The 19611-nt window shown below is 61.7% G+C and carries 25 protein-coding genes; 14 read left to right on the top strand and 11 right to left on the bottom strand.

What is annotated here, in order from left to right; translation table 11 throughout:
• Positions 1 to 168: 168 nt before the first annotated feature.
• From Tal182_RS27930 to Tal182_RS27895, 8 genes are all read left to right on the top strand, one after another.
• The gene (locus tag Tal182_RS27930; RefSeq protein WP_085861582.1) at positions 169 to 672 is read left to right on the top strand and encodes a cytochrome b/b6 domain-containing protein; all 504 of its coding nucleotides are present in this window, start codon (positions 169 to 171) and stop codon (positions 670 to 672) included.
• Positions 673 to 796: 124 nt separating this feature from the next.
• The gene (locus tag Tal182_RS27925) at positions 797 to 1195 is read left to right on the top strand and encodes a hypothetical protein (RefSeq protein WP_081279287.1); all 399 of its coding nucleotides are present in this window, start codon (positions 797 to 799) and stop codon (positions 1193 to 1195) included.
• Positions 1196 to 1288: 93 nt separating this feature from the next.
• On the top strand, positions 1289 to 1516 hold the full coding sequence (locus Tal182_RS27920; protein ID WP_085861581.1) for a hypothetical protein: 228 nt from the start codon (positions 1289 to 1291) through the stop codon (positions 1514 to 1516).
• Positions 1513 to 2979 carry a TolC family protein gene (locus tag Tal182_RS27915; protein WP_085861580.1) on the top strand — a complete coding sequence of 489 codons (1467 nt, stop codon included), beginning with the start codon at positions 1513 to 1515 and terminating at the stop codon, positions 2977 to 2979. The genes Tal182_RS27920 and Tal182_RS27915 overlap by 4 nt, the downstream gene beginning before the upstream one ends.
• Positions 2980 to 2993: 14 nt before the next feature.
• Positions 2994 to 4340, top strand: a complete 1347-nt coding sequence (locus Tal182_RS27910) for a copper oxidase (protein WP_085861579.1) — start codon at positions 2994 to 2996, stop codon at positions 4338 to 4340.
• A gap of 33 nt (positions 4341 to 4373) precedes the next feature.
• Positions 4374 to 4853 carry a plastocyanin/azurin family copper-binding protein gene (locus Tal182_RS27905; protein ID WP_029531961.1) on the top strand — a complete coding sequence of 160 codons (480 nt, stop codon included), beginning with the start codon at positions 4374 to 4376 and terminating at the stop codon, positions 4851 to 4853.
• Between the two features lie 24 nt (positions 4854 to 4877).
• The gene (locus tag Tal182_RS27900) at positions 4878 to 5165 is read left to right on the top strand and encodes a copper-binding protein (RefSeq protein ID WP_085861756.1); all 288 of its coding nucleotides are present in this window, start codon (positions 4878 to 4880) and stop codon (positions 5163 to 5165) included.
• Positions 5166 to 5221: 56 nt separating this feature from the next.
• Entirely contained in the window at positions 5222 to 5680 is a 459-nt protein-coding gene (locus tag Tal182_RS27895) for a DUF411 domain-containing protein (protein ID WP_064808411.1), read from the top strand.
• A gap of 34 nt (positions 5681 to 5714) precedes the next feature.
• On the opposite strand, the gene Tal182_RS27890 is transcribed toward Tal182_RS27895, so the two are convergent.
• From Tal182_RS27890 to Tal182_RS27870, 5 genes are all read right to left on the bottom strand, one after another.
• The gene (locus Tal182_RS27890; protein ID WP_085861578.1) at positions 5715 to 6083 is read right to left on the bottom strand and encodes a hypothetical protein; all 369 of its coding nucleotides are present in this window, start codon (positions 6081 to 6083) and stop codon (positions 5715 to 5717) included.
• A gap of 94 nt (positions 6084 to 6177) precedes the next feature.
• Positions 6178 to 6600 carry an EF-hand domain-containing protein gene (locus tag Tal182_RS27885; protein WP_064808408.1) on the bottom strand — a complete coding sequence of 141 codons (423 nt, stop codon included), beginning with the start codon at positions 6598 to 6600 and terminating at the stop codon, positions 6178 to 6180.
• A 150-nt stretch (positions 6601 to 6750) separates the two neighbouring features.
• A complete protein-coding gene (locus Tal182_RS27880) occupies positions 6751 to 7056 on the bottom strand; it encodes a hypothetical protein (RefSeq protein ID WP_085861577.1) in 306 nt (101 codons plus the stop codon).
• Positions 7057 to 7288: 232 nt separating this feature from the next.
• Entirely contained in the window at positions 7289 to 8104 is an 816-nt protein-coding gene (locus Tal182_RS27875) for an endonuclease/exonuclease/phosphatase family protein (RefSeq protein WP_011428088.1), read from the bottom strand.
• Positions 8105 to 8191: 87 nt separating this feature from the next.
• Positions 8192 to 9655, bottom strand: coding sequence for a phosphatidylserine/phosphatidylglycerophosphate/cardiolipin synthase family protein (locus Tal182_RS27870; protein WP_085861576.1), 1464 nt, complete (start codon positions 9653 to 9655; stop codon positions 8192 to 8194).
• Positions 9656 to 9817: 162 nt separating this feature from the next.
• On the opposite strand from Tal182_RS27870, the gene Tal182_RS27865 reads away from it, so the two are divergent.
• The 4 genes from Tal182_RS27865 to Tal182_RS27850 all read left to right on the top strand — a co-directional run bounded on the left by Tal182_RS27865 (position 9818) and on the right by Tal182_RS27850 (position 12753).
• Positions 9818 to 10459 (top strand): UdgX family uracil-DNA binding protein, encoded by a 642-nt coding sequence (locus Tal182_RS27865; RefSeq protein WP_085861755.1) that lies wholly within the window; start codon positions 9818 to 9820, stop codon positions 10457 to 10459.
• A gap of 142 nt (positions 10460 to 10601) precedes the next feature.
• A complete protein-coding gene (locus Tal182_RS27860) occupies positions 10602 to 10874 on the top strand; it encodes a DUF2934 domain-containing protein (protein WP_085861575.1) in 273 nt (90 codons plus the stop codon).
• Between the two features lie 312 nt (positions 10875 to 11186).
• A complete protein-coding gene (locus Tal182_RS27855) occupies positions 11187 to 11366 on the top strand; it encodes a hypothetical protein (protein WP_085861574.1) in 180 nt (59 codons plus the stop codon).
• Positions 11367 to 11547: 181 nt separating this feature from the next.
• The gene (locus tag Tal182_RS27850; protein WP_085861573.1) at positions 11548 to 12753 is read left to right on the top strand and encodes an MFS transporter; all 1206 of its coding nucleotides are present in this window, start codon (positions 11548 to 11550) and stop codon (positions 12751 to 12753) included.
• Between the two features lie 109 nt (positions 12754 to 12862).
• On the opposite strand, the gene Tal182_RS27845 is transcribed toward Tal182_RS27850, so the two are convergent.
• Genes Tal182_RS27845 through Tal182_RS27820 form a run of 6 tightly spaced genes read right to left on the bottom strand, consistent with a single transcriptional unit; the run spans position 12863 to position 18392 of the window.
• On the bottom strand, positions 12863 to 13555 hold the full coding sequence (locus Tal182_RS27845) for an amino acid ABC transporter permease (RefSeq protein WP_085861572.1): 693 nt from the start codon (positions 13553 to 13555) through the stop codon (positions 12863 to 12865).
• Positions 13556 to 13574: 19 nt separating this feature from the next.
• Positions 13575 to 14282 (bottom strand): amino acid ABC transporter permease, encoded by a 708-nt coding sequence (locus tag Tal182_RS27840; RefSeq protein ID WP_085861571.1) that lies wholly within the window; start codon positions 14280 to 14282, stop codon positions 13575 to 13577.
• 56 nt (positions 14283 to 14338) lie between these two features.
• Positions 14339 to 15157, bottom strand: a complete 819-nt coding sequence (locus Tal182_RS27835; protein ID WP_064808395.1) for an amino acid ABC transporter substrate-binding protein — start codon at positions 15155 to 15157, stop codon at positions 14339 to 14341.
• A gap of 15 nt (positions 15158 to 15172) precedes the next feature.
• Complete coding sequence (locus Tal182_RS27830) at positions 15173 to 15913, bottom strand: amino acid ABC transporter ATP-binding protein (protein ID WP_085861570.1); 741 nt, start codon at positions 15911 to 15913, stop codon at positions 15173 to 15175.
• 8 nt (positions 15914 to 15921) lie between these two features.
• The gene (locus Tal182_RS27825) at positions 15922 to 17397 is read right to left on the bottom strand and encodes an NAD(P)/FAD-dependent oxidoreductase (RefSeq protein ID WP_085861569.1); all 1476 of its coding nucleotides are present in this window, start codon (positions 17395 to 17397) and stop codon (positions 15922 to 15924) included.
• Positions 17394 to 18392, bottom strand: coding sequence for a LysR family transcriptional regulator (locus Tal182_RS27820; protein WP_164517826.1), 999 nt, complete (start codon positions 18390 to 18392; stop codon positions 17394 to 17396). The genes Tal182_RS27825 and Tal182_RS27820 overlap by 4 nt, the downstream gene beginning before the upstream one ends.
• A gap of 157 nt (positions 18393 to 18549) precedes the next feature.
• Here Tal182_RS27820 and Tal182_RS27815 point away from each other — a divergent pair, with 157 nt between their 5' ends.
• Positions 18550 to 19032, top strand: a complete 483-nt coding sequence (locus Tal182_RS27815; RefSeq protein ID WP_085861568.1) for a hypothetical protein — start codon at positions 18550 to 18552, stop codon at positions 19030 to 19032.
• Positions 19029 to 19604, top strand: a complete 576-nt coding sequence (locus tag Tal182_RS27810; RefSeq protein ID WP_085861567.1) for a peroxidase-related enzyme — start codon at positions 19029 to 19031, stop codon at positions 19602 to 19604. The genes Tal182_RS27815 and Tal182_RS27810 overlap by 4 nt, the downstream gene beginning before the upstream one ends.
• The last annotated feature ends 7 nt before the right edge of the window (positions 19605 to 19611 follow it).

Genomic DNA, 19611 nt, shown 5'->3' with positions numbered 1-19611 from the left:
CAATTCTGAAGAGGCGAACTGAAAGACCCTCCGACCCTGTCGCAGCGATTCGAGCGAAAAGAGGGCGTAACCGCTCTGCCGCGCGGCGGGCGTCGATGGTACAGCGCTGGCAGCGCACGAAGCATTAACTGCGGCAGGATAGGTTGTGGAGCAGGTCCGGAGGGGATGATGAAAGGCAGCTATTCGACGGCGCAGATCGGCCTGCATTGGCTGATCGCTCTGCTTCTCCCGGTCCAGTACCTCACCGGCGGCAGCATCGAACGCACTCACCATGCCGCCCATATGGGCGTAACACCCTCGTCCTTCGATCTCTTCCAGCACAACGTCCACAATTATGCCGGCATGCTGATGGGAGTGCTGATGGGCGTCCGGCTGCTTCTGCGCATCACGAGGCCGCCGGCGCCGCGATCGCCGGCTTCACGGCGGCAGAAGGCTGCGGCCGCCCTTCATCACGCCCTGTACGCGGCAATCCTGGTGCAGGCCGGCTTGGGTTTGGTCACCAGCTATTTCTGGTTCGGAACCGCAGCCTACCATGTCGCCATCGCGAAAATCATCCTGCTGATCGTCGCTCTGCACTTCGGCGCCGCGGTGTGGCACACGCTTGTCCTCAAGGACGAAACGCTTGATCGGATGATCTTTCCGCGTCGCGATCCATCCTCCGAAAAGCTGTAAACTCAAAGCTATAGAGTGTCAGCCTGTGGGCGCACGATGCGCCGGCGCCACAGAAATGGCGCGAATCGCTGCCAGTCCTTCCGTGCAATTGATAATGGACGGCGTTCGATGTAATCGACGCAGTATGGGCAATATGTACCGAATCGCACTGAGCAGACTGCTCCTCCTCGTGCGGCTGGCGATCATCGTATCGCTGGCTGGGTACAGCATTTCCACTGTCGACGCCGCCATGCACGGTCCCGCCCTGCAAGTTGAAAAGACCATGTCCAGTGCTGCGTCCCACGGCAGCTACGATATGGCCAGCGTCTCAAACCACAAGCACGCACATGCCGATGCAGCCGACAATGACGGTCCTTCCAAGATCGCCAAACAGGAATGCTGCAAAGATTTTTGCGGCGGCTTCGTGCTTCTGTGCGCGAGCCAGAGCTTAGGCGGGCCGGTCGTCGCCTCGATCCGGCAGTTTATCGACGATCAGCACGTGATGGGGGAATTGCCGCCCCTGGATCGCCCCCCGAATATCTGATGAGGGATATGCCGGCTTGACCGGATCCAGTCGGTCGCCTGCCCGCATCAGGGCAAGCGCGCCGTAGGCTATCTCTTTTTCGGAAATTTCATAATGAAACCCTCGCTTTTCGTGGTGGGGCTGCCGCTTGTTGTCGGCGGCTGCGCATCCACGCTTCCTCCCGATGTCGTGACGTCTTCCGCCGCGATCGAAGAGCCGTCCCCGCGCCCGGTCGTCTATCGATCACCGGTTTCGGGTTATATCACCAGGCAGCCGGTCGACCCGAAGCCGTGGCGCAAACAGAATGATCTGCAGTCTCCTCGGAAGGGAGATGCCTCATGATCGGCCTCGGAAAATTCGTCACGGTACTGGCCTTCCCGCTGATGCTGAGCGGCTGCGTCACCGGCGCCGAATATGCAAGCAAGCAGGCCGGTTTTGCTTCCGTTGCCGACAAGACCGCGATCGTCACCACCAAGCAGACGGTCTGGATACAGAACCAGAACCAGGCCCGCTCGGCGGCCGCGCAGGTAAAAAACCTGCTTGCGCAAAAGAAGACCATCGATGTCGAGACTGCCGTTCAGATCGCCCTGCTCAACAACAAGGGCTTGCAGGCCGCCTACGCCGATCTCGGCGACAGCGCGGCCGATGCGTGGCAGTCGACGATGTTCACCAACCCGACCGTTGCCATCGCCACGACGGGCATAGGGACGCCGGAACTTGGGGCGTTCAAGACCATCGAGGCGATGATCACGACGAACATCCTGGCGCTCGCGACCAGAAACGGGGACATAGCGATTGCCGACACCCGTTTCCGCCAGGCGCAACTGACCGCAGCCGTCAGGACGCTCCAGCTCGCCGCCGACACGCGACGTGCCTGGATCGGGGCGGTGGCGACTTGGGAGACGGTCGGCCAGCTCCAGCGCGCCCAGGCGGCGGTGGATGCCGCTTCCGAACTGGCGGAGAAGCTCGGCGAGACAGGCGCGATGACCAAGGGCGCCCAGGCCCGCGAACATGTGTTCGTCGCCGAACTTGCCGGAGAGACGGCAAAAGCCCGCCTGGCGGCACGCCTCGCCAAGGAGGAGCTGACGCGGCTCATGGGCCTGTGGGGCAACGATCTGGACTATCAGGTCCCGAACAGCCTTGCGCCGCTGCCCAAGGCCGTTGCCGGACGAGACGCGATCGAGGCCGAAGCAATCCGAAACCGGATAGACCTCCAGATCGCAAAGCTCGAACTCGAAGCCACGGCCAGATCCTACGGCCTGACCGAGGCGACACGCTATGTCACCGACCTCGAGATCCTGACCGGCTTCGAAACGGAGCGGGAAATCGAGGATGACGAGAAGAAGACGAGGACGACCGGCCAGGTCGAGCTCGCGTTCGCCATCCCGATCTTCGACAGCGGAAAAGCCCGGATGCGCAAGGCCGAGCTGGCATACATGCGGGCGGCGAACCAGCTCGCGGAGAAGGCTGTCAACGTCCGCTCGGAAGCACGCTCCGCTTCCGAAGCGTACCGCTCGAACTACGACATTGCCCGGCACTACCGCAACAATGTCGTGCCGCTGCGCAGCAAGGTCGAGGAGGAATCCCTGCTCACCTACAACGGCATGATTACCAACACCTTCGAGCTGCTGACCGACACGCGCGACAAGATCAACTCCATCCTGCTCTCCGTCAATGCGAAGCGCGACTTCTGGCTGGCCGAAGCCAATCTCGCGCCCGCGATCTATGGCGGCGGGGCGTCGAACGCGTCAGCAGAAACCGAAGTCGCCGCGGCTTCCGAAAGCAGCGGTGGCGGTGGCCATTGAGAAAGGACCTCACCATGTACAACAGAAGACAACTGTTCGGAGCAAGCGCGGCCCTGCTGGCGGCCGGTGCCTGGACGAAGACCTCGGCGATGGGCCTTCCCGACGCTCCGACAATGGAGACGGCCGACATGCAGCCGCCGCTTCACCCGACCTCAGGCCCCGACTACCAGCCGGTCGTCACCCTCAACGGCTGGACCCTGCCCCACCGGATGAACAACGGCGTCAAGGAGTTCCACCTCGTCGCCGAACCGGTGGAGCGTGAGATGGCCGAGGGCATGACCGCCTACCTGTGGGGTTACAACGGCCAGTCGCCCGGACCGACGCTCGAGGCCGTCGAGGGCGACCGAGTGCGCATCTTCGTCACCAACAAGCTGCCGGAACACACGACCATCCACTGGCATGGCATGATTCTTCCATCCGGCATGGACGGTGTCGGCGGACTGACGCAGCCGCACATCCCCGTCGGCAAGACCTACGTCTACGAGTTCGACCTCGTGAAATCAGGCACCTTCATGTACCACCCGCATTCCGACGAGATGGTGCAGATGGCCATGGGCATGATGGGCTTCTTCGTCGTGCATCCGAAAGATCCGACGTTCATGCGCGTCGACCGCGACTTCGTCTTCCTGCTCAACGCCTACGACATCGATCCCGGTTCCTATGTGCCGCGCATCATGGAGATGACCGACTTCAACATGTGGTGCTGGAACAGCCGCGTGTTTCCGGGCATCAGCCCGCTGGTCGTCTCGAAGAACGACAGGGTGCGGGTTCGCGTCGGCAATCTGACGATGACCAACCACCCCGTCCACATGCATGGCTACGACTTCGAGGTGACATGCACGGATGGCGGCTGGGTGCGGCCGGAAGCGCGCTGGCCCGAGGTCAGCATCGACATCCCGGTCGGCGCGATGCGGGCTTACGAGTTCGACGCCAAGCATCTCGGCGACTGGGCCATCCATTGCCACAAGTCGCATCATACGATGAACGCGATGGGACACGACATCCCAACCTTCATCGGTGCCGACAAGTCGAAGGTCACCGAAAAGATCAGGAAGCTGCAGCCGGAATACATGCCCATGGGCACCAAGGGCATGGCCGATATGGGCGAGATGGAAATGCCCATTCCCGAAAACACCGTCCCCATGATGACGGGTTGGGGGCCGCACGGCCCCATCGAGATGGGCGGCATGTTCTCGGTGGTGAAAGTCCGCGAGGGCATCTCGGCGGACGATTACGCCGATCCGGGCTGGTACGAAAACCCGCCCGGAACACAGGCCTGGGAATGGACCGGCGAACTGCCGGACGCGACCAAGGCCAAAGACGCAAAAACGCAAATCACACCGAAGCCGACAAAGGGCTGAGTTCAATCCCCCACGTCCAGAAAGGATATATGCATGAAGAATTATCTACTCGCATTGGCGTTCGTCGCCTTGGCAGGCCCGGCTTTCGCCTCCGGCAATCACGCCGGCGGCCACGGTGAGAAGATGGCTGTCGGCGAGCCCGGGGACAAAGCCAAGGCGACACAGACGATCCGCGTCACGATGACGGAAACCGACGACGGCAAAATGCTCTTCACCCCGGCCGTCTTCTCCGTCCGTAAGGGTCAAACGGTCAAGATCGCGATCAAAAATGCCGGGACGGTCGACCACGAGTTCGTGCTCGATCAGGAAGACAAGATCCTCGAGCACAAGAAGGTCATGGAGAAGTTCCCCGAAATGGAACATGCCGACGCCAATTCCATCCGCCTCCCGGCCGGTCAATCCGGCGAGATCGTCTGGAAATTCACGTCCGACGGCGCCTTCAAGTTCGCCTGCCTGATCCCCGGCCACTACGAAGCCGGCATGCACGGCGACGTCACCGTCGCCGGCAAGTGAACCGCAACACAAGGAGATATGAAGATGAAATCCACAATGATCAAAATCGGCATCGCCGCTTTGCTCTCGGCCTCGACAGCCTTCGGTGCACTGGCTGAGGAATTCACCAAGGGCGTCGTCAACAAGGTCGATGCCAAGGCGAAGAAGGTCACCATCAAGCATGAAGACCTGAAGAACCTCGACATGCCGGCGATGACGATGGTCTTTCGGGTCGAGGACCAGGCGCTGCTCGAAAAGCTGAAGGAAGGTTCGAGCATCGAGTTCGTCGCCGAACGCGTGAATGGCAAGCTGACCGTCACCGAGGTAAAATAACGTGCGACTGCCGCCCGGTTCAAAGCCGGGCGGCAGTACATCAAGGAGTGGAGACCATGCGCAGGAGAAGCTTCATCGCGATGGCAGCGTCCGTTCTCGCGCTCCCCGGCCGGGCAACCCTCGCCGGCCCGGCGAAGATGACGGTCTACAAGGACCCGAACTGCGGCTGCTGCCACGAATGGTCAAAGGCAATGGCCGCGGCGGGATTTTCCGCCGATACCCGCGACACCGACGACCTCGCCGCCGTCAAGGCGCGGCTGGGTGTGCCCGCCGATCTGGAGGGCTGCCACACCGCCGTCGTCGAGAAATACTACCTCGAGGGACACGTGCCGCTCGAGGCCGTCCAGCGATTGCTGCGCGAGCGGCCGCCGCTTCGGGGGCTGGCCGTGCCGGGCATGCCGTCCGGTTCATTGGGGATGGGTGACGATCCGACGGCCTCCTATGACGTTTATGCGATCCGCTCGGAGACCGGAGCGCCATACGTGTTCATGGAGGTGCGCCCTCCGAAGGGCTGAGGTCTGGGCCGATCGAGCCGCGTCGTACTGCCGCTTATGAAACTGGAGCGTTGCAGAGCGCTGCCCAGAGATCGTGCTTCCAGTCGGCCCCAGGTCGCGCCGACAGGTCGACCGCATAGTCGGCGGAATTGATCCGCACCATCGCGGGCGAAACGCAGCGAACGCTTGCCTGGTGTTTCCCTGCATCCCGATAGAGCACTGTCCCACCACCATCGAATTCCGACAGTATGATCACCACGTCGAAATCGAAGGCCGGGTTGCGGGCTGGCCTGCCCTCCGCCAGGCTGAGGCTCACCGAGCGGCTACTGCCGAACGAAGCGGTATGGAAAACCGAAAGCTCGGACGCCGCAGATATCGATGCGGACTGCGAGCAAAGGATCAAAGTCAAAAGGACTCGGCGCATTTACCTCTCCCGCGGTGAAATGCAGCCCGATCCTATCACATCGTCGGAGCCGGCGCGACCATTCGCACGGTTCCGAGCTACTCATCCGGGTTGACTAAGGTCGCCAGAATGCCTGCATCTCCTCGATCGTTACCTTTCCGTCCTTGTTGGCGTCCACGCCGCCGAAAATCCGTTTGTGGATGGCGGTCACTTCATCGAATGAAAGCGAACCGTCGCCATCGGTATCGGCAATCGCGAACATGATCTTCATCATCGGTCCGCGCATGCCCATCATCGGCATGCCGCCCATGCCGGATCGCATCATGTTCCGGCCCATCATTCCGCCGGGCATCATGTCGGAGCCGGGCATTTCTCCCGGGCTTCCGGTCATTCCCTCCACGTCCGAAGGCGAGGTGGTCTGCGGCGCGTCTTCGGGATGGTGTGGATCCGGCCCATTAGCCTGAGCAAAGGTCATACCTGCCGTGCCGGCCGTTATAGCCCCGGCCAGCAGGACAGCGTTAATAATCGGCACTCTCATAGGTCTTCTCCTTCGGCTGGTCACAGTTCACGCTTCCGCTGACGCGGCGGCGGGATGACTTCGAATTATGTGCTTCGCGTGCACGCCGCCGGGCCAGGCCCGTTGACGGACGCAGCGCCTGGGCGACAGAGCCGAACGGCGCGTCGCCAATCAGCCAAACCGGCGGCTGAGGACGTTGAAGATGGCTCCGAGCAATGCGCCCGCATAGCCGCCGAAAACGACGCTTTGAACCGTGCCGAGCACCACGCTCCAAAGGTCGAAGCCGGTGAGCCCGAGGTAGAACTGCAGCCACGGCCTATGGAGGCCCCACTCGGGAGCTATGAAGCCAAGAAGCATGCAAAGCAGGAACGATACGGCTGCAAAAACCGCCACCGTCGCGCTGAGAACAGGAACGGAAATTTGCGCAGGGGTCGTCGTCGGCGCATCGGAACGGGTGTGGAAGATTGTGTTCGCCATTGTGGTTCTCCTTCGGAGTTGTTGATGCCGCAAGACCACGAGACGACAGTAGATTCATCCTTTCGCGATGACCTTGATCCAGATCAAGAACGACACCGGCTCGTCGAGACCGCATGGCGGGTTTGCCGGAACTCCGACGAAATTGCTCGCCGCTGCGGCTCTATAGTGCGTTAGCCGCCAACCAGCTCCGCGGTTCAGACCGCAGGCCTCTGCGCGATTTTCTGGAGCTGATCTATCGGCCAGCCTGTTTCAAGTTGACAAGCGCCTTGATCGGCAAATGATCCGAAGCGGTGCGGGCGAGCGGCGTGTCATGCGCTTCCACCTCGGAGATAATCCCCTTACGGTTGGCGATGATGCGGTCGAGGGCGAGCAGCGGCAAGCCGGCGGGAAAGCTGGGGACTGCAGGTGGTAGCTCTCCGAAGGCGGATTGGAAGGTATTGAGCGAGGAGCGGTCGCCCAGCCGCCATTCGTTGAGGTCGCCGAGCAGGATGGTCGGCATCTCGTGCCTGTTGTTGATGAGTTCGACCAGTGTGCGGGCCTGCTGGGCTCTGTTATGGCGCAGCAGGCCAAAATGCGCGGCGATGACGCGTAGCACACCGCCCTCTTCCAGCTCGATTTCGGCGACGAGCGCGCCGCGCGGCTCCAGCCCCGGCAGCTTGACCTGGTGCACGTCATGCACCAGCCCCTTCTTGAAGAGCACGACATTGCCGTGCCAGCCATGCGCCTTGGCCATGCCGGCGACCGGCACCGGGATTAGCCCCGTCTCTCGCTCGAGTCGGCCGAGATCGAGAATGCCGGTGCGCTCGCCAAAACGCGTATCGGCCTCCTGCAGTGCGATGACATCGGCACCGATTTCATGGATCACCCGACTAGTCCGTTCAGGATCGAAGCGGCGGTCGGTGCCGACGCATTTGTGCACATTGTAGGAGGCGATCAACGTTCCGGCACTGCGCGGCCGTGTCTCCGTATAGGCGGGATCAAGCCGCTTTTTCCTGTTCCTGATCGAGGCGAGAATACTGGCCGGTAGATTTTCTTTTTTAGCGTGCATCGGAGGGCGCACTTGTTTCGTTGATCGAAAGGCTCTCTCGCCAGTATAGGCAGGCAGGCTGAACTTGCCATGTCCGGGCACAAAAAATCAAAGATAGGGCGACCCCAGCCACAGCATCTTTTCGAGCAGCCGCACCGGAAAGGGCCGGGCGCGCAAGCCCTCCAGCGTCACCAGCGTTGCCGATTTCAGGGTTTCCTCGATGTGCTCATCGATCTCGGCGGCAAAGCCTTCATTCAGCACTTCGAGATCGACCTCGAAGTTCAGCCTGAGCGAGCGCGGATCGAGATTGGAAGAGCCGACATAGGCCCAGGTGCCGTCGATCGTCAAAAGCTTCGAATGGCTGAAGCTGCCGGTCGAGCGCCAGATGCGGCAATAGTTCTTGAGGATCTGATCGAATTGCGCCGTCATCGCCCGGTCGACCAGCATGAGATTGTTGAGAGCCGGCACGACGATATCGACTTCGACGCCGCGTCGCGCCGCCGTCACCAGGGCGCTGATCAGTTCGCGGTCCGGCAGGAAATAGGGCGACATGATGCGGATCGATTGACGCGCAACGGAAAAGGCACCCATCAGCATCTTATGGTTGGTTTCGACGCTGCGGTCCGGCCCTGAGGCGACGATGCGCATCAGGATGGGGTCGCCGGGGCTGCGCTGCGGCGGCTCGATGCGCCAGGCCTCGTCGTTCAACAGTTCGTCGGTGGTGAACCGCCAGTCTTCGGCGGCAAGATCGAAGAGGTCGGCGACGACGGGGCCGGTGACGCTGAAATGCGTATCACGGGCAAAGGTCTCGCCCGTCGCCTGCTCGCTGAAACCCGCCCTGATATTCATGCCGCCAGTCAGCGCAATGCGGCCGTCGACGATCAGGATTTTGCGGTGGGTGCGCAGATTGGCATAGGGCAGCCGCAAACCCATGATGACATTGCCGTTGAAGACGGCGACGGTGACGCCGCCCTCCTTGAGATGGCCGAGAATGCTCGGCACCGAATAACGCGCGCCGACGGCATCGATCAGCACCCGGACCGTCACACCCCGCTTCACCGCGGCAATCAGCGCATCGGCGATGCGCAGACCGATGACATCACGGTCGAAGATGTAGGTTTCGAGCAGGATGCTGCGCCCCGCTTCATCGATGGCTGATTTCATCGCGGCATAGGCCTCATCGCCGGTCTCCAGCATGTCGATCGTATTGCCTGATGTCAGCGGGTTGCGTGTCACGCGGTCGCCAAGCGTCTGCAGCGCCGCAAAGCGGCGGCCGAACTGGCTGATCACGGTCTCGGCGTCGGCGTCGAACGTCTCCAGCTCGTCGGTCCCGGGCGCGAGCAGCAGGGCGTCGCGGCGAATGCTCAGGGATTTGCGGCGGATGCGATTGATGCCGGCAATCGCATAAAGCAGCGCACCGACGATCGGCGAGAGGATGATGACGCCAACCCAGCCGATTGCCGCGCGCACCTCCTCCTTGGTCATGGCGGCATGGATCGCCGCCGCGGCTCCCATGGCGATCGAAACGACAAAGAGGATATGCGGCCAGTAGGTCGACAGGAGATAGAACATCGCTGGCCAATATAGCCACGAAACGGCGGCGTTCAATTATGCAGCCGCTCCCCCATGGCGCGAAATTTCTCCTCGGGATTGTTTTGCCGGGAGTGGTCCGTTCGATCGCGGGAACAATCCCGGTTGAGATCGATTCCTTTTCAGAAGATGAGGATCGCCATCATGAACATCGCCGCAAGCGTCGGTCCTGCCTTGGCGCTCGAAGTCGCGGATGCAGACAGCATTGCAGAACTCCGGCATCAGGCCGAGGACTGCACCCGCTGTGACCTCTATCGGAATGCGACGCAAATCGTCTTCGGTGAAGGTCCGGGAAGGGCCGAGATCGTCCTTGTCGGTGAGCAGCCGGGTGACCGGGAGGATATCACCGGCAGGCCCTTTGTCGGCCCGGCAGGCCATCTGCTCGACCTCTGTCTCGAGGAGGCCGGCCTGGACCGTCAACGCTGCTACGTCACCAATGCCGTCAAGCACTTCAAGTTTACGCCGCGCGGCAAACGACGCCTGCATGCGAAACCCAATGCCGGCGAGATAAGGCGTTGTGCCTGGTGGCTCGGCGCGGAGCTCAACATCCTGCAACCGAAACTCGTGGTGGCGATGGGCGCAAGCGCTCTCTATGCGCTGCTCGGGCCGAAGGCAAAACTGACGCCCGAGCGCGGTCACATCCTGCAGCCTGCAAATCATCCGCCGGTTCTGGTGACCATCCACCCCTCCTATCTCCTGAGAATCCGCGATGAGGCCGAGCAGTACAGGCAGCGCCAGGCATTCGTGTCAGATCTGCACAGCGCGGCGGAATTTCAGTCTCGGTGAATGCCGATTCTCAACCTTGATATGCTGCAACGCGAAATATTTACGGTTGCAGTTCGATTTCGCTTGAAACGGCGCTCCTCCTCTGGAACCATCCCGGCAGTATCGCGTTCGAACGACGGCATTATGTGACTGGAGATCAGCGATGGCAGAAACTCGGGAAGAGTGGATCAAAAAACGTGCATACGCCCTCTGGGAAGAAGAGGGCTATCCGACGGGGCGAGATTCCGTCCATTGGGAACAGGCACGCCACGAGCGCGACGCGCTCGACGGCTCTGCTGCCTCTTCCAACGGCAAAGAGGCCAAACCCAGGGCCAAGCGCGCCGCAACGACCACGAAGGCCGCCCCAGGCGCTAAGACGAACGGCGGCGTCACGACGGCGCCCAAGCGGACTGCAAGCCGCAAGACTGCGACCTGAATATTGAAAACCGATGACATCGTTGAAAGGGCGTCACCGTGGCGCCCTTCGGCCTCTCTTTGTCATATGTTTGAATTAGTTGTGTTATATGGAAGCTTGCAGGCGGGTTTTCCGCGCGGGGGCTGACAAGGGCCGGATGACGCTGCAAACTATGACGCTTCCCAAAAAATTGAGCCTTCGCCCGCAAAGCGGGAACAAGACCATACAAAATCTGTTTATGGCAACACGAGGCAAGCAGCCATGAACGAACGTATCGAAATGCTCTTGATCACGCCTCTTGCAACCCGCGCTTCCAACGTGGCCGTGTGAGCCATGGAAATATCGCTCGTGCTCATTGCCGCCCTGCTTTATCTCGGTCTGGCGCTCGGCTTCGTCCTCATCGTAGACAACCTCGTCGGTCTGGTTTTCCGTGACCCCCGAACGCCGCTGCAACTTCCTTCCTTCGACATCGGCCGCGCGCTCGCAGCGTCGCAGAAATTCTACCGGAAATAACGGCACTCAGCCGCCCCCGGCATGCGCTAGAAAGGCGGATGGATAGCGTATCGCCTGAAAATCGGAATCGATTTTCGGAAGCACGATGCTTAGTTTCAGAGTGTTGGAACGTCCTTTCTGCCTCCGAGGGACCTACGGCACTTTAGAGGCAAGGGCTCGAAGCAGGATGAGATCGAGGACAATGGGACAGGAGCGAAGCGTTCAGCCGGCGACATGGCTTTTTGCGGCGCGCTCCTTGCGAGACTTCGGCGACGGCTTCGTGGCCATCCTGTTGCCGGTCTATCTCCTTGCTCGTGGATTTTCGCCCCTGCAGGTCGGCGTCATTGCGACGGCATCCCTCTTCGGGTCCGCACTTTTGACCATCATCATCGGATTTCTCGGCGGGCATCATGATCTCCGCCGCCTGCTTTTGGCAGCCGCCGGCCTGATGGTCGCCACAGGTGTCGCCATGCCCATGATCAGCGACTATGCGCTGCTGCTCGCCGTCGCCTTTGCCGGCACGATCAATCCGTCGGCAGGCAGCGTGAGCATCTTCGTGCCGCTTGAACATGCGGTCCTTGCCCGGGAGGTGACCAACGCCGATCGAACGAGAATGTTTGCGCGCTACAGCCTGGTCGGGGCGCTCGCAAGCGCCGGCGGCGCGCTTGCTGCGGCGCTGCCTGACGTCATGACGCGGTTCGGAATGACGCAACTGAGTTCGATCAGGCTGATGTTCGTTCTCTATGCGCTCGTTGGCGTTCTCGGCGGCCTTCTTTATGCCCGCATACCGTCTCGCCCGGTGACGCACGAAGATCACAAGCCGGCGGCACTCGGGCCTTCGCGCGCCATCGTCATGAAGCTCGCGGCCCTCTTTAGTCTCGATGCCTTCGCTGGAGGTTTCGTGGTCCAGTCCTTGCTCGCGCTGTGGCTGTTCGAACGATTCGATCTTTCGCTATCCCAGGCTGGAGTGTTTTTCTTCTGGACCGGCGTGCTGTCGGCGTTTTCGTTTCCTGTCGCTGCCCGGCTATCGAACCGGATTGGCTTAGTGAACACCATGGTGTTCACCCACATTCCATCAAGCATCGCTCTCGGCCTTGCCGCATTCGCCCCCACCTTGCCGTTGGTGCTTGCCTTGCTGCTGGTTCGGGCCGCGCTTTCGCAGATGGATGTGCCAACCCGTTCTTCCTACGTGATGGCGGTTGTCACCGAGGCGGAGCGAGCCGCTGCCGCAAGCTTCACATCGGTGCCGCGCAGCCTCGCATCGGCGGCCAGCCCTGCGCTGGCCGGTGCTCTTTTCGCCGCGTCTTATCGGGCTTGGCCGCTTATCATCTGTGCCGGCCTAAAGATTATATACGACCTCCTGCTGTTGCTGCAGTTCCGCCACCTCAAGCCGCCCGAGGAATCCTGAAGTCCATGCCTGCCTCCGGCGGAAGTTCATCGGCTATCGCCCCTAAACGCAGCGCTGACGCTGCGCCGGCGGGCGCGAGCAGCGTCAACTGCAACGGGCGCATGCCCCCTCAGGTCCGTACTCTGAGAGCTCGCTCCGTTCTGTCGGCGATTTGGGTCACGGCATAGGCGATCACTATGTAGATCACCACGGCGACCAGGAAGGCTTCGAGATAGTAGAAGTTCAGCGCCGCGGTCAGCTGCGACTGTGCGAAGATGTCGACCACCTCGATGGCGAAGCCTAGCGACAGCGCCTTCATGATCACCATGAAGGAGTTGGCGAGATCCGGGATCGCTGCCACAATCACCTGCGGCAGCATGACCCGGCGGAAGAGCTGGCTCTTCTTGTAGCCGAGCGAATAGGCGGCGTCCGCCTGCCCCGTGTCGAACGAGTTCAGCGCGCCCCTGACCACCTCCGCCTGGAAAGCCGCGACGCAGGCTGTCAGGGCGACGATGAGCGTCACCCAATTCGGCGTCGAGTGACCATTGTACTCCACGCCGACGAGCGAGGTAAGGAACTGCAGCGTCGACGGAAGTCCATAATAGGCAAGGAAGATCACCACCACCATGGGGACGCCCTTGAACGCCACCTTGTAGGCGACAACGAGCTGGCGAAGGACTGGGACCCGACGATACTCGACCATGGCAAATAGGCTGCCGATGATCGTCGAAAGCACGAAAATGGCGAGCGCCATGGCAAGCGTCAGCGGCACCGCGCCCAGGATATCCCGGAGGTCGGGAAGAAGAACTTCGATATCGAACATGGTGTGCTCCTTCCTTCGATCAGACGCTTGCCATCAGCGTGGCCCGGGCGGGCGCAGCACTCGGGGCGAACTTCGCAGAACGAAGCTCGAAGAAACGGACGATCAGCCAGGCGGCCAGGCAGAGGACCGAATAGAGCACCGCCAATACGAGGTAGGTTTCGAACTGATATTGGTTGTAGTCGCGCTCCATGACGAGGTGGGCGGTCGCCATCACGTCGGCGGCGCCGATGTACATGACCAGAGCTACATTATGGATGAGATAGATGATCGAGTTTCCGTAGCCGGGAAGCGCGATATGCACCGCCTGCGGCGCGACGACGCGCACCAGCTTCTGCTGGAACGTATAACCGAGGCTGTCGGCCGCGTCATGCTGGCCGCGCTCGACGGCAAGAAAGGCCGGACGCATGACTTCCGACAGATAGCCGCCATGATAGAGGCTAAGGCCCAGCATGGCGGCGATCGTCGGCGAGACGAAGTCGTCGATGCCGAAAACGCCGACAAGCACCGGAAGACCATAAAAAGCCACGAACAGCTGCAGAACGACCGGAACGCTTCGCGCGTAGGACACGTAGAGGTCGGCCAGCTGGCTGACCACCGCAATCCTGCGCACGCGGAACGTCGTCGTCATCAAAGCCAGCACGAAGCCGGCGACCATGGCCGTGAACGTGATCGCAAGCGTCAGCGGCAGCGCCGAGAGCAGCTCGGGGATCATGATGGATAGGTCCACTTGGGAACACTCCTTCTGTCAGTCAGGGGCGTGGTCGCCGGCTTCGAAGCCAGGCGTTACTTCATGTATGTGGTGATGTCCTCGCCGAACCATTTCTGCGAGAGCTTGGCGAGCGTGCCGTCGGCCTTGAGCTCCTTCAAAGCCTTGTCGATGCCGTCGGCGAGCGCCTTGTTCTCTTCCGAGCGATGGATGAGCACGAAGGTGTTGTTGATCGCGACCGGCTCGCTTGCCTGGACGTTCAGCTTCTGCTGGTCGATCACGGTCTGCTCGCCGAGATTCGACGGCAAGACGAGCGCGTCATACTTGCCGTTCTCGACCTCCTTCAGGCGATCCGGATAGGGAATGCCGGCACTCGAAGCGGTGATTTCGATCTTGTAGTCGGGATTCTTTTCCTGCCACGCCGTAGCGAACTTGTAGATGCCGCCGCCTGCCGTCACCGGCACGATCTTCTTGCCGACCAGATCCTTCATCTCCTTGATGCCGCTATCCTTGCGGCTGTAAATCTTGATCAGGCTGGCGCCGATCGGCGCTTCCGGAATGAGGAACTGCTTTTCGCGGGCTGGCGCACGATAGTAGCCGCCGGTTGCGATATCGTACTTGCCGGTCGCAAGGCCCGTCTCCTGCGCGATGTCGGCAGCACCTTCCATCACGAACTTGTACTGCGGCAGCTTGGCGTTGATCGCCTTCAGGACGTCGGGCTCGTAACCCTGCGGTTCGACGCCGATCGCGCCCCAGGAGAGCGGCTTCGATTCCGCCGCGGTGGCGATCTTGATCGTCCGAACGTCTTCGGCGAAGGACGCGGTTGCGAATGCGATCGCGACGCCTGCTACGGCGAGACCGAGACCACGGCGCGAGATTGAACTCATGGAAGTCATTTCAGGCATCCTTTCTTACTGGATCGCGCGTTCGGAATTGAGAAACTGAGCGAGGCGCGGGTTGGAGGGCGTGTCGAAGATTTCGGACGGACTGCCGTCGGCTGCGACGACACCTCGGTCCATGAAGACGATGCGGTTCGAGATGTTCTTGGCGAACTGCATCTCGTGCGTGACGAGAAGCGAGGTGATGCCCGAGGACGTGACATCCTTGATCACCTTGAGGACCTCGTTCACGAGTTCGGGATCGAGCGACGAGGTCGGCTCGTCGAAGAGCATCACATCAGGTCTGACCGCGAGCGCTCTGGCGATGCCCGTTCTCTGGAGCTGCCCGCCCGAAAGCTGCGACGGATAGTTGTCGAGCTTGTCGGAAAGCCCCACCCGCTCAAGCTCCTGCAGCGCAATGGCGCGGGCTTCGTCCTTCGACTTGCCCTGCACGACAACCAGCGGATCCATGACGTTCTGGATGACCGTCATGTTCTTGAAGACGTTGAACTGCTGGAAGACCATCGCGGTGCGCAGACGGATCGCCCGAACGGCAGCCTTGTCCGGCCGCGCGAAGTCCATCCTGATATCGTCGAAGGCAATCGTTCCGGATGCCGGCTTCGCCAGGTGGTTGATGCACTTCAACAGCGTCGTCTTGCCGGTTCCGCTGGGACCGATGATCGAAACCACGTCACCTCGTTTCACCGAGAGATCGACGCCATTCAGGATCTGGGTGCGACCGTAGGACAGCTTCAGGTTCTTGATCTCAAGCATTTCGGATCTCAGGTCCTTTCGGAAGACAGTTCGGGAAGCGCTTCGGTCTCGGCATCGAACCACTCGTCGCCGAGAAGTTCCGGCGTGTCGAAGGCCTGGAGGTTTGCAAAATGCCTCTCGCGGTCTTCGACGAAGAGCGATCGGACGACGCCGCGCGCCAGGCGGTCGGCGCCCTCGCTGATTGCAGGGATGTCGCCTGTGAGCTTGCCGTGGCTGAGGGTCGCCGGGAAGTTGAAGCAATGAATCTTCGAGAGAACCGGGCAGGAACCCGGTTCCCTCTCGAGGAATTCGAAAGCCTCGCCAAGATCAGGCGATCCTTCAAGCTCCGCATTCGCCATCCCGGCCGGCGTCGGGAAGCGGTCGCGCCAAAGTCGGATGTGGGGTTCGAAGACCGCCAGTTCCGGCCGATTGGTCAGATCGATCTTGAAGCCGGTCCCGAAGATCAAGAAGTCGAGGGGGTAGCTGGCCTTCGACGTCGTCACGACGAGCTGGTCGCCGTCCTGCTGCAGGCCGGTGATCGGGCTTTGGAGATGAAGGTGGGCCCGCTCGAAGGAACTGACGCGCAGCACGCTCGGACGCGGCGGCGGCGTCTGCTGGCTCATGGCGTAGTCGAGGAAGCGCCACTTCCATTCGTCGGGCAGTCCGGCGAAGCCATGGACGACGCCCTGGCTGCCGATGCCGGTGAACTTGTTGATCCGCGGCAGTTCCTTGCGGCGGACGAACATGTCGAGGCGGGCGACACCTGCTTCGAGCGCGGTCGCGGCATTGTCCATCGCCGACGCACCCGCACCGATCACCCCTACCCGCTTGCCGCGTAGCGCTGCGAAGTCGATCGCATCGGCGGTGTGCGCCCAGAACCTGCGATCGATATTTTCGGCGATGTCGGGCACGAAGGGGCCGCCGAGACCGTCGCGGCCGGTTGCGAGAACAACGTGGCGGGCGATAATCGTTTCCGTGCGCCCATTCTCGTTGCAGGCAAGGTCGAGCATGCCATCGTCGCGCGGCAGGATCGCATCGACCGAGACGCCGTTGCGCACCGGCAGCTCGAGCACCTTCCGATACCAGATCAGGTAGTCCATCCACGTCTCGCGCGGCGCTCGGTCGAGCGCCATCCACGCTGCGCTGCCGAAGCGCGCTTCATAATAGGCCCGGAAGGTGAGCGCCGGCAGTCCCATCGCGGGGCCTGTAAGCTGTTTCGGAGATCGAAGGGTGCGCATCCGGGCGAAAGTGACCCACGGCCCTTCCTGCCCGGCGGGTGCCTTGTCGAGGATGACATGGTTGGCGACGCCAAGGCGCTTCAGCATTCCGGAAGCGACGAGGCCTGCCATGCCGCCGCCGATGATGACGACGTCGATGACAGGCTGGCCATCAATTTCGCGGGCGGGAACCCACGCCTTGGCGGGCAGTTCCAGCCAGGAGAGGTCCTGACGAAGACGCGCTTCGAGGGCATCAAGATTGTGAGGATGTGTGGAAAGGTCGCTCATGCCGGCGCTCCTTCGGAGATCGCAGCCTGCCCGTAGACGGTGTCCGCCAAGGTTTCGATGCCATTCGCCTCCAGCAGGCGGCAGCCAGGCATCTTCAACGCTTCGAGCCGCGCGGCATCGATTACGGCGGCGACGGTCGGCGCGAGCGGCAACGCCGCCGCCGAGATCGCACCGAACAGGAACGGGATGGCCAGGTCGAGCACGCGCATAACGATGCCATCGAGGGGCACGCCGCAGACGGTCGCGGGCTCGACGATGGCAATGCCAAGTCCTGCGCGCACCAACGAGAGCGCAGTCAGCGAGGCGTTGACGTCGATGATGCGATCCGGCGCCACCTCTGCCCGTTCCAGCGCCTCGTCGACGCGATGACGAAGCCGATAGGGGTTCGCGAGCGTGATGATGCGACGCTCCGCGAGATCGGCCAGGCGAACGACGTCGTTCGCAGCGAGAGGATCGTCGGCGCCGATGGCGATCACGCAAGGTGCTTCCGCGATCCAGTGGATGTCGAGACCGGGATGTTCGAGCGGCAGGCTCGATATGCCAAGATCGGCCGACCGGGCGAGAACCGCCTGCACGACGTTTTCGGCGGCGAGCGCCTGGACGTGGAGATGACGCGGGATCAGGCCGGGCGAGACGGCCGCCAAAGCCTGCGGCAGGATTCCTGCGGCAAGAGACGGCGTTGCCGCGATGGTCAAGGTCGCGGGCTCGTCGAGACCGATTGCCTCGGCCCGTTCGCGGATGTGCGTCAGGCTGGCGAGATGACGTTCGACCTCGGCATGGAAGCGCAGTCCGCGCGCCGTCGGCTGGATGCGCGGACCGCTTCGGTGGAGGAGCGCATAGCCCAGATCGGCTTCCAGGTCCTGGATCTGCCGCGTCACGGCCGGCTGGGAACGGCCGAGCAGCCGGGCTGCGCCGGTGACACTGCCAGCCGACATCACCGCCGCGAAGGCTTCGAGCTGCCGGATATCGAACGGGCTTTTATTCATATTCAACATGAACCACCGCTATCCATGCTTTGGAAGCATTCGCTTTCCATGATTTGAGCAGATACTAGATAATTATTTCGCATGGATTGCAAGTCTCCATGTGATTTTGACATAATGAACCTCCACCCCATCTAAAGCTCTCCCGCGAGATGCAAAGGAGCCTGCCTTGACGCTCATCGAAACTCTTGCCGCCGTCAGACCCGGCTCAGCCCTTGCCGAGGCCATGGAAAAACGGGCGGAGATCCTGCGCCTCAGCGAAGCCGCCCACGACGCAGTCCTTCTTCCGCGTGATCCCGGTGGCCTGTCGCATGGCCTCAGGGCGGCGCTTGCCGCCCGTATGGCCCGTCACAACCACAGCGAAAAACTGGCGAAGCACTATGACGAACTGGTAAAACGTGCCGCCGAGGCATCGACAGCGCCGCTCGCCAAACCAGGTACTAGCGCAACCGATGGGCGCATCGCAGAGATCGTCCGCCATGCGGACCGACTGACGGTCGCGCCGCGGGAAGCGACCCGCGACCACATAGAAAGATTGCGCAGTGCGGGAATGACCGACGCAGACATCGTCCGGCTGTCGGAGCTTGCGGCCTTCGTAAATTATCAGGCTCGCGTCATTGCAGGGCTGGCGCTGATCGGAGGAAGACAATGAGCGAAATCGTCCATACCTTCACCACTGAGGTTCCGCGCTGGCGGCCTTACGTCATTCCAGTCGATCTTGAAACTGCGACCGCCGAGCAGCGGGCGGCAATGCAGGTCACGCCCTCCAACAAGGGCATCTCCCCCTACGTCCTGACGCTTGCGCATGACCCGGAATCCCTCGCCGTCCGCTCACCCCTGTTCAACCTGATTATGTACGGTAAGGACGGGCTTTCACCGGGAGAACGCGAGCTGGGCGCCACTGCTGCTTCCGTCGTCAATCGCTGCGTCTACTGCGCCGCCGTCCATGCCTCCCGGTTCATCAGCCATACCAAGCGGACTGACGTGATCGACGCCATTTTCGCCGAAGGGCTCGACGCCGAACTCGATGAGCACCTTCAAACCATCTTCGATTTCTCCGCCCATCTGTCGACGACACCGCCGGAAGCAACGCAAGCTGACGCGCAGGCGCTGACGGACGTCGGTCTTTCCGAGCTTGAAGCCCTGGACCTCGTGCTATCGTCCGCCATATTCGGCTGGGCGAACCGCCTGATGCATACGCTCGGCGAACCAGTAAAGGACTAGACATTTC

The sequence above is a fragment of the Rhizobium sp. TAL182 genome, assembly GCF_002117725.1.
Taxonomy (GTDB): Bacteria; Pseudomonadota; Alphaproteobacteria; order Rhizobiales; family Rhizobiaceae; genus Rhizobium; species Rhizobium esperanzae.
Note: the sequence above shows the minus strand (reverse complement) of the source record. Positions and strands in the feature narration are given on the sequence as shown.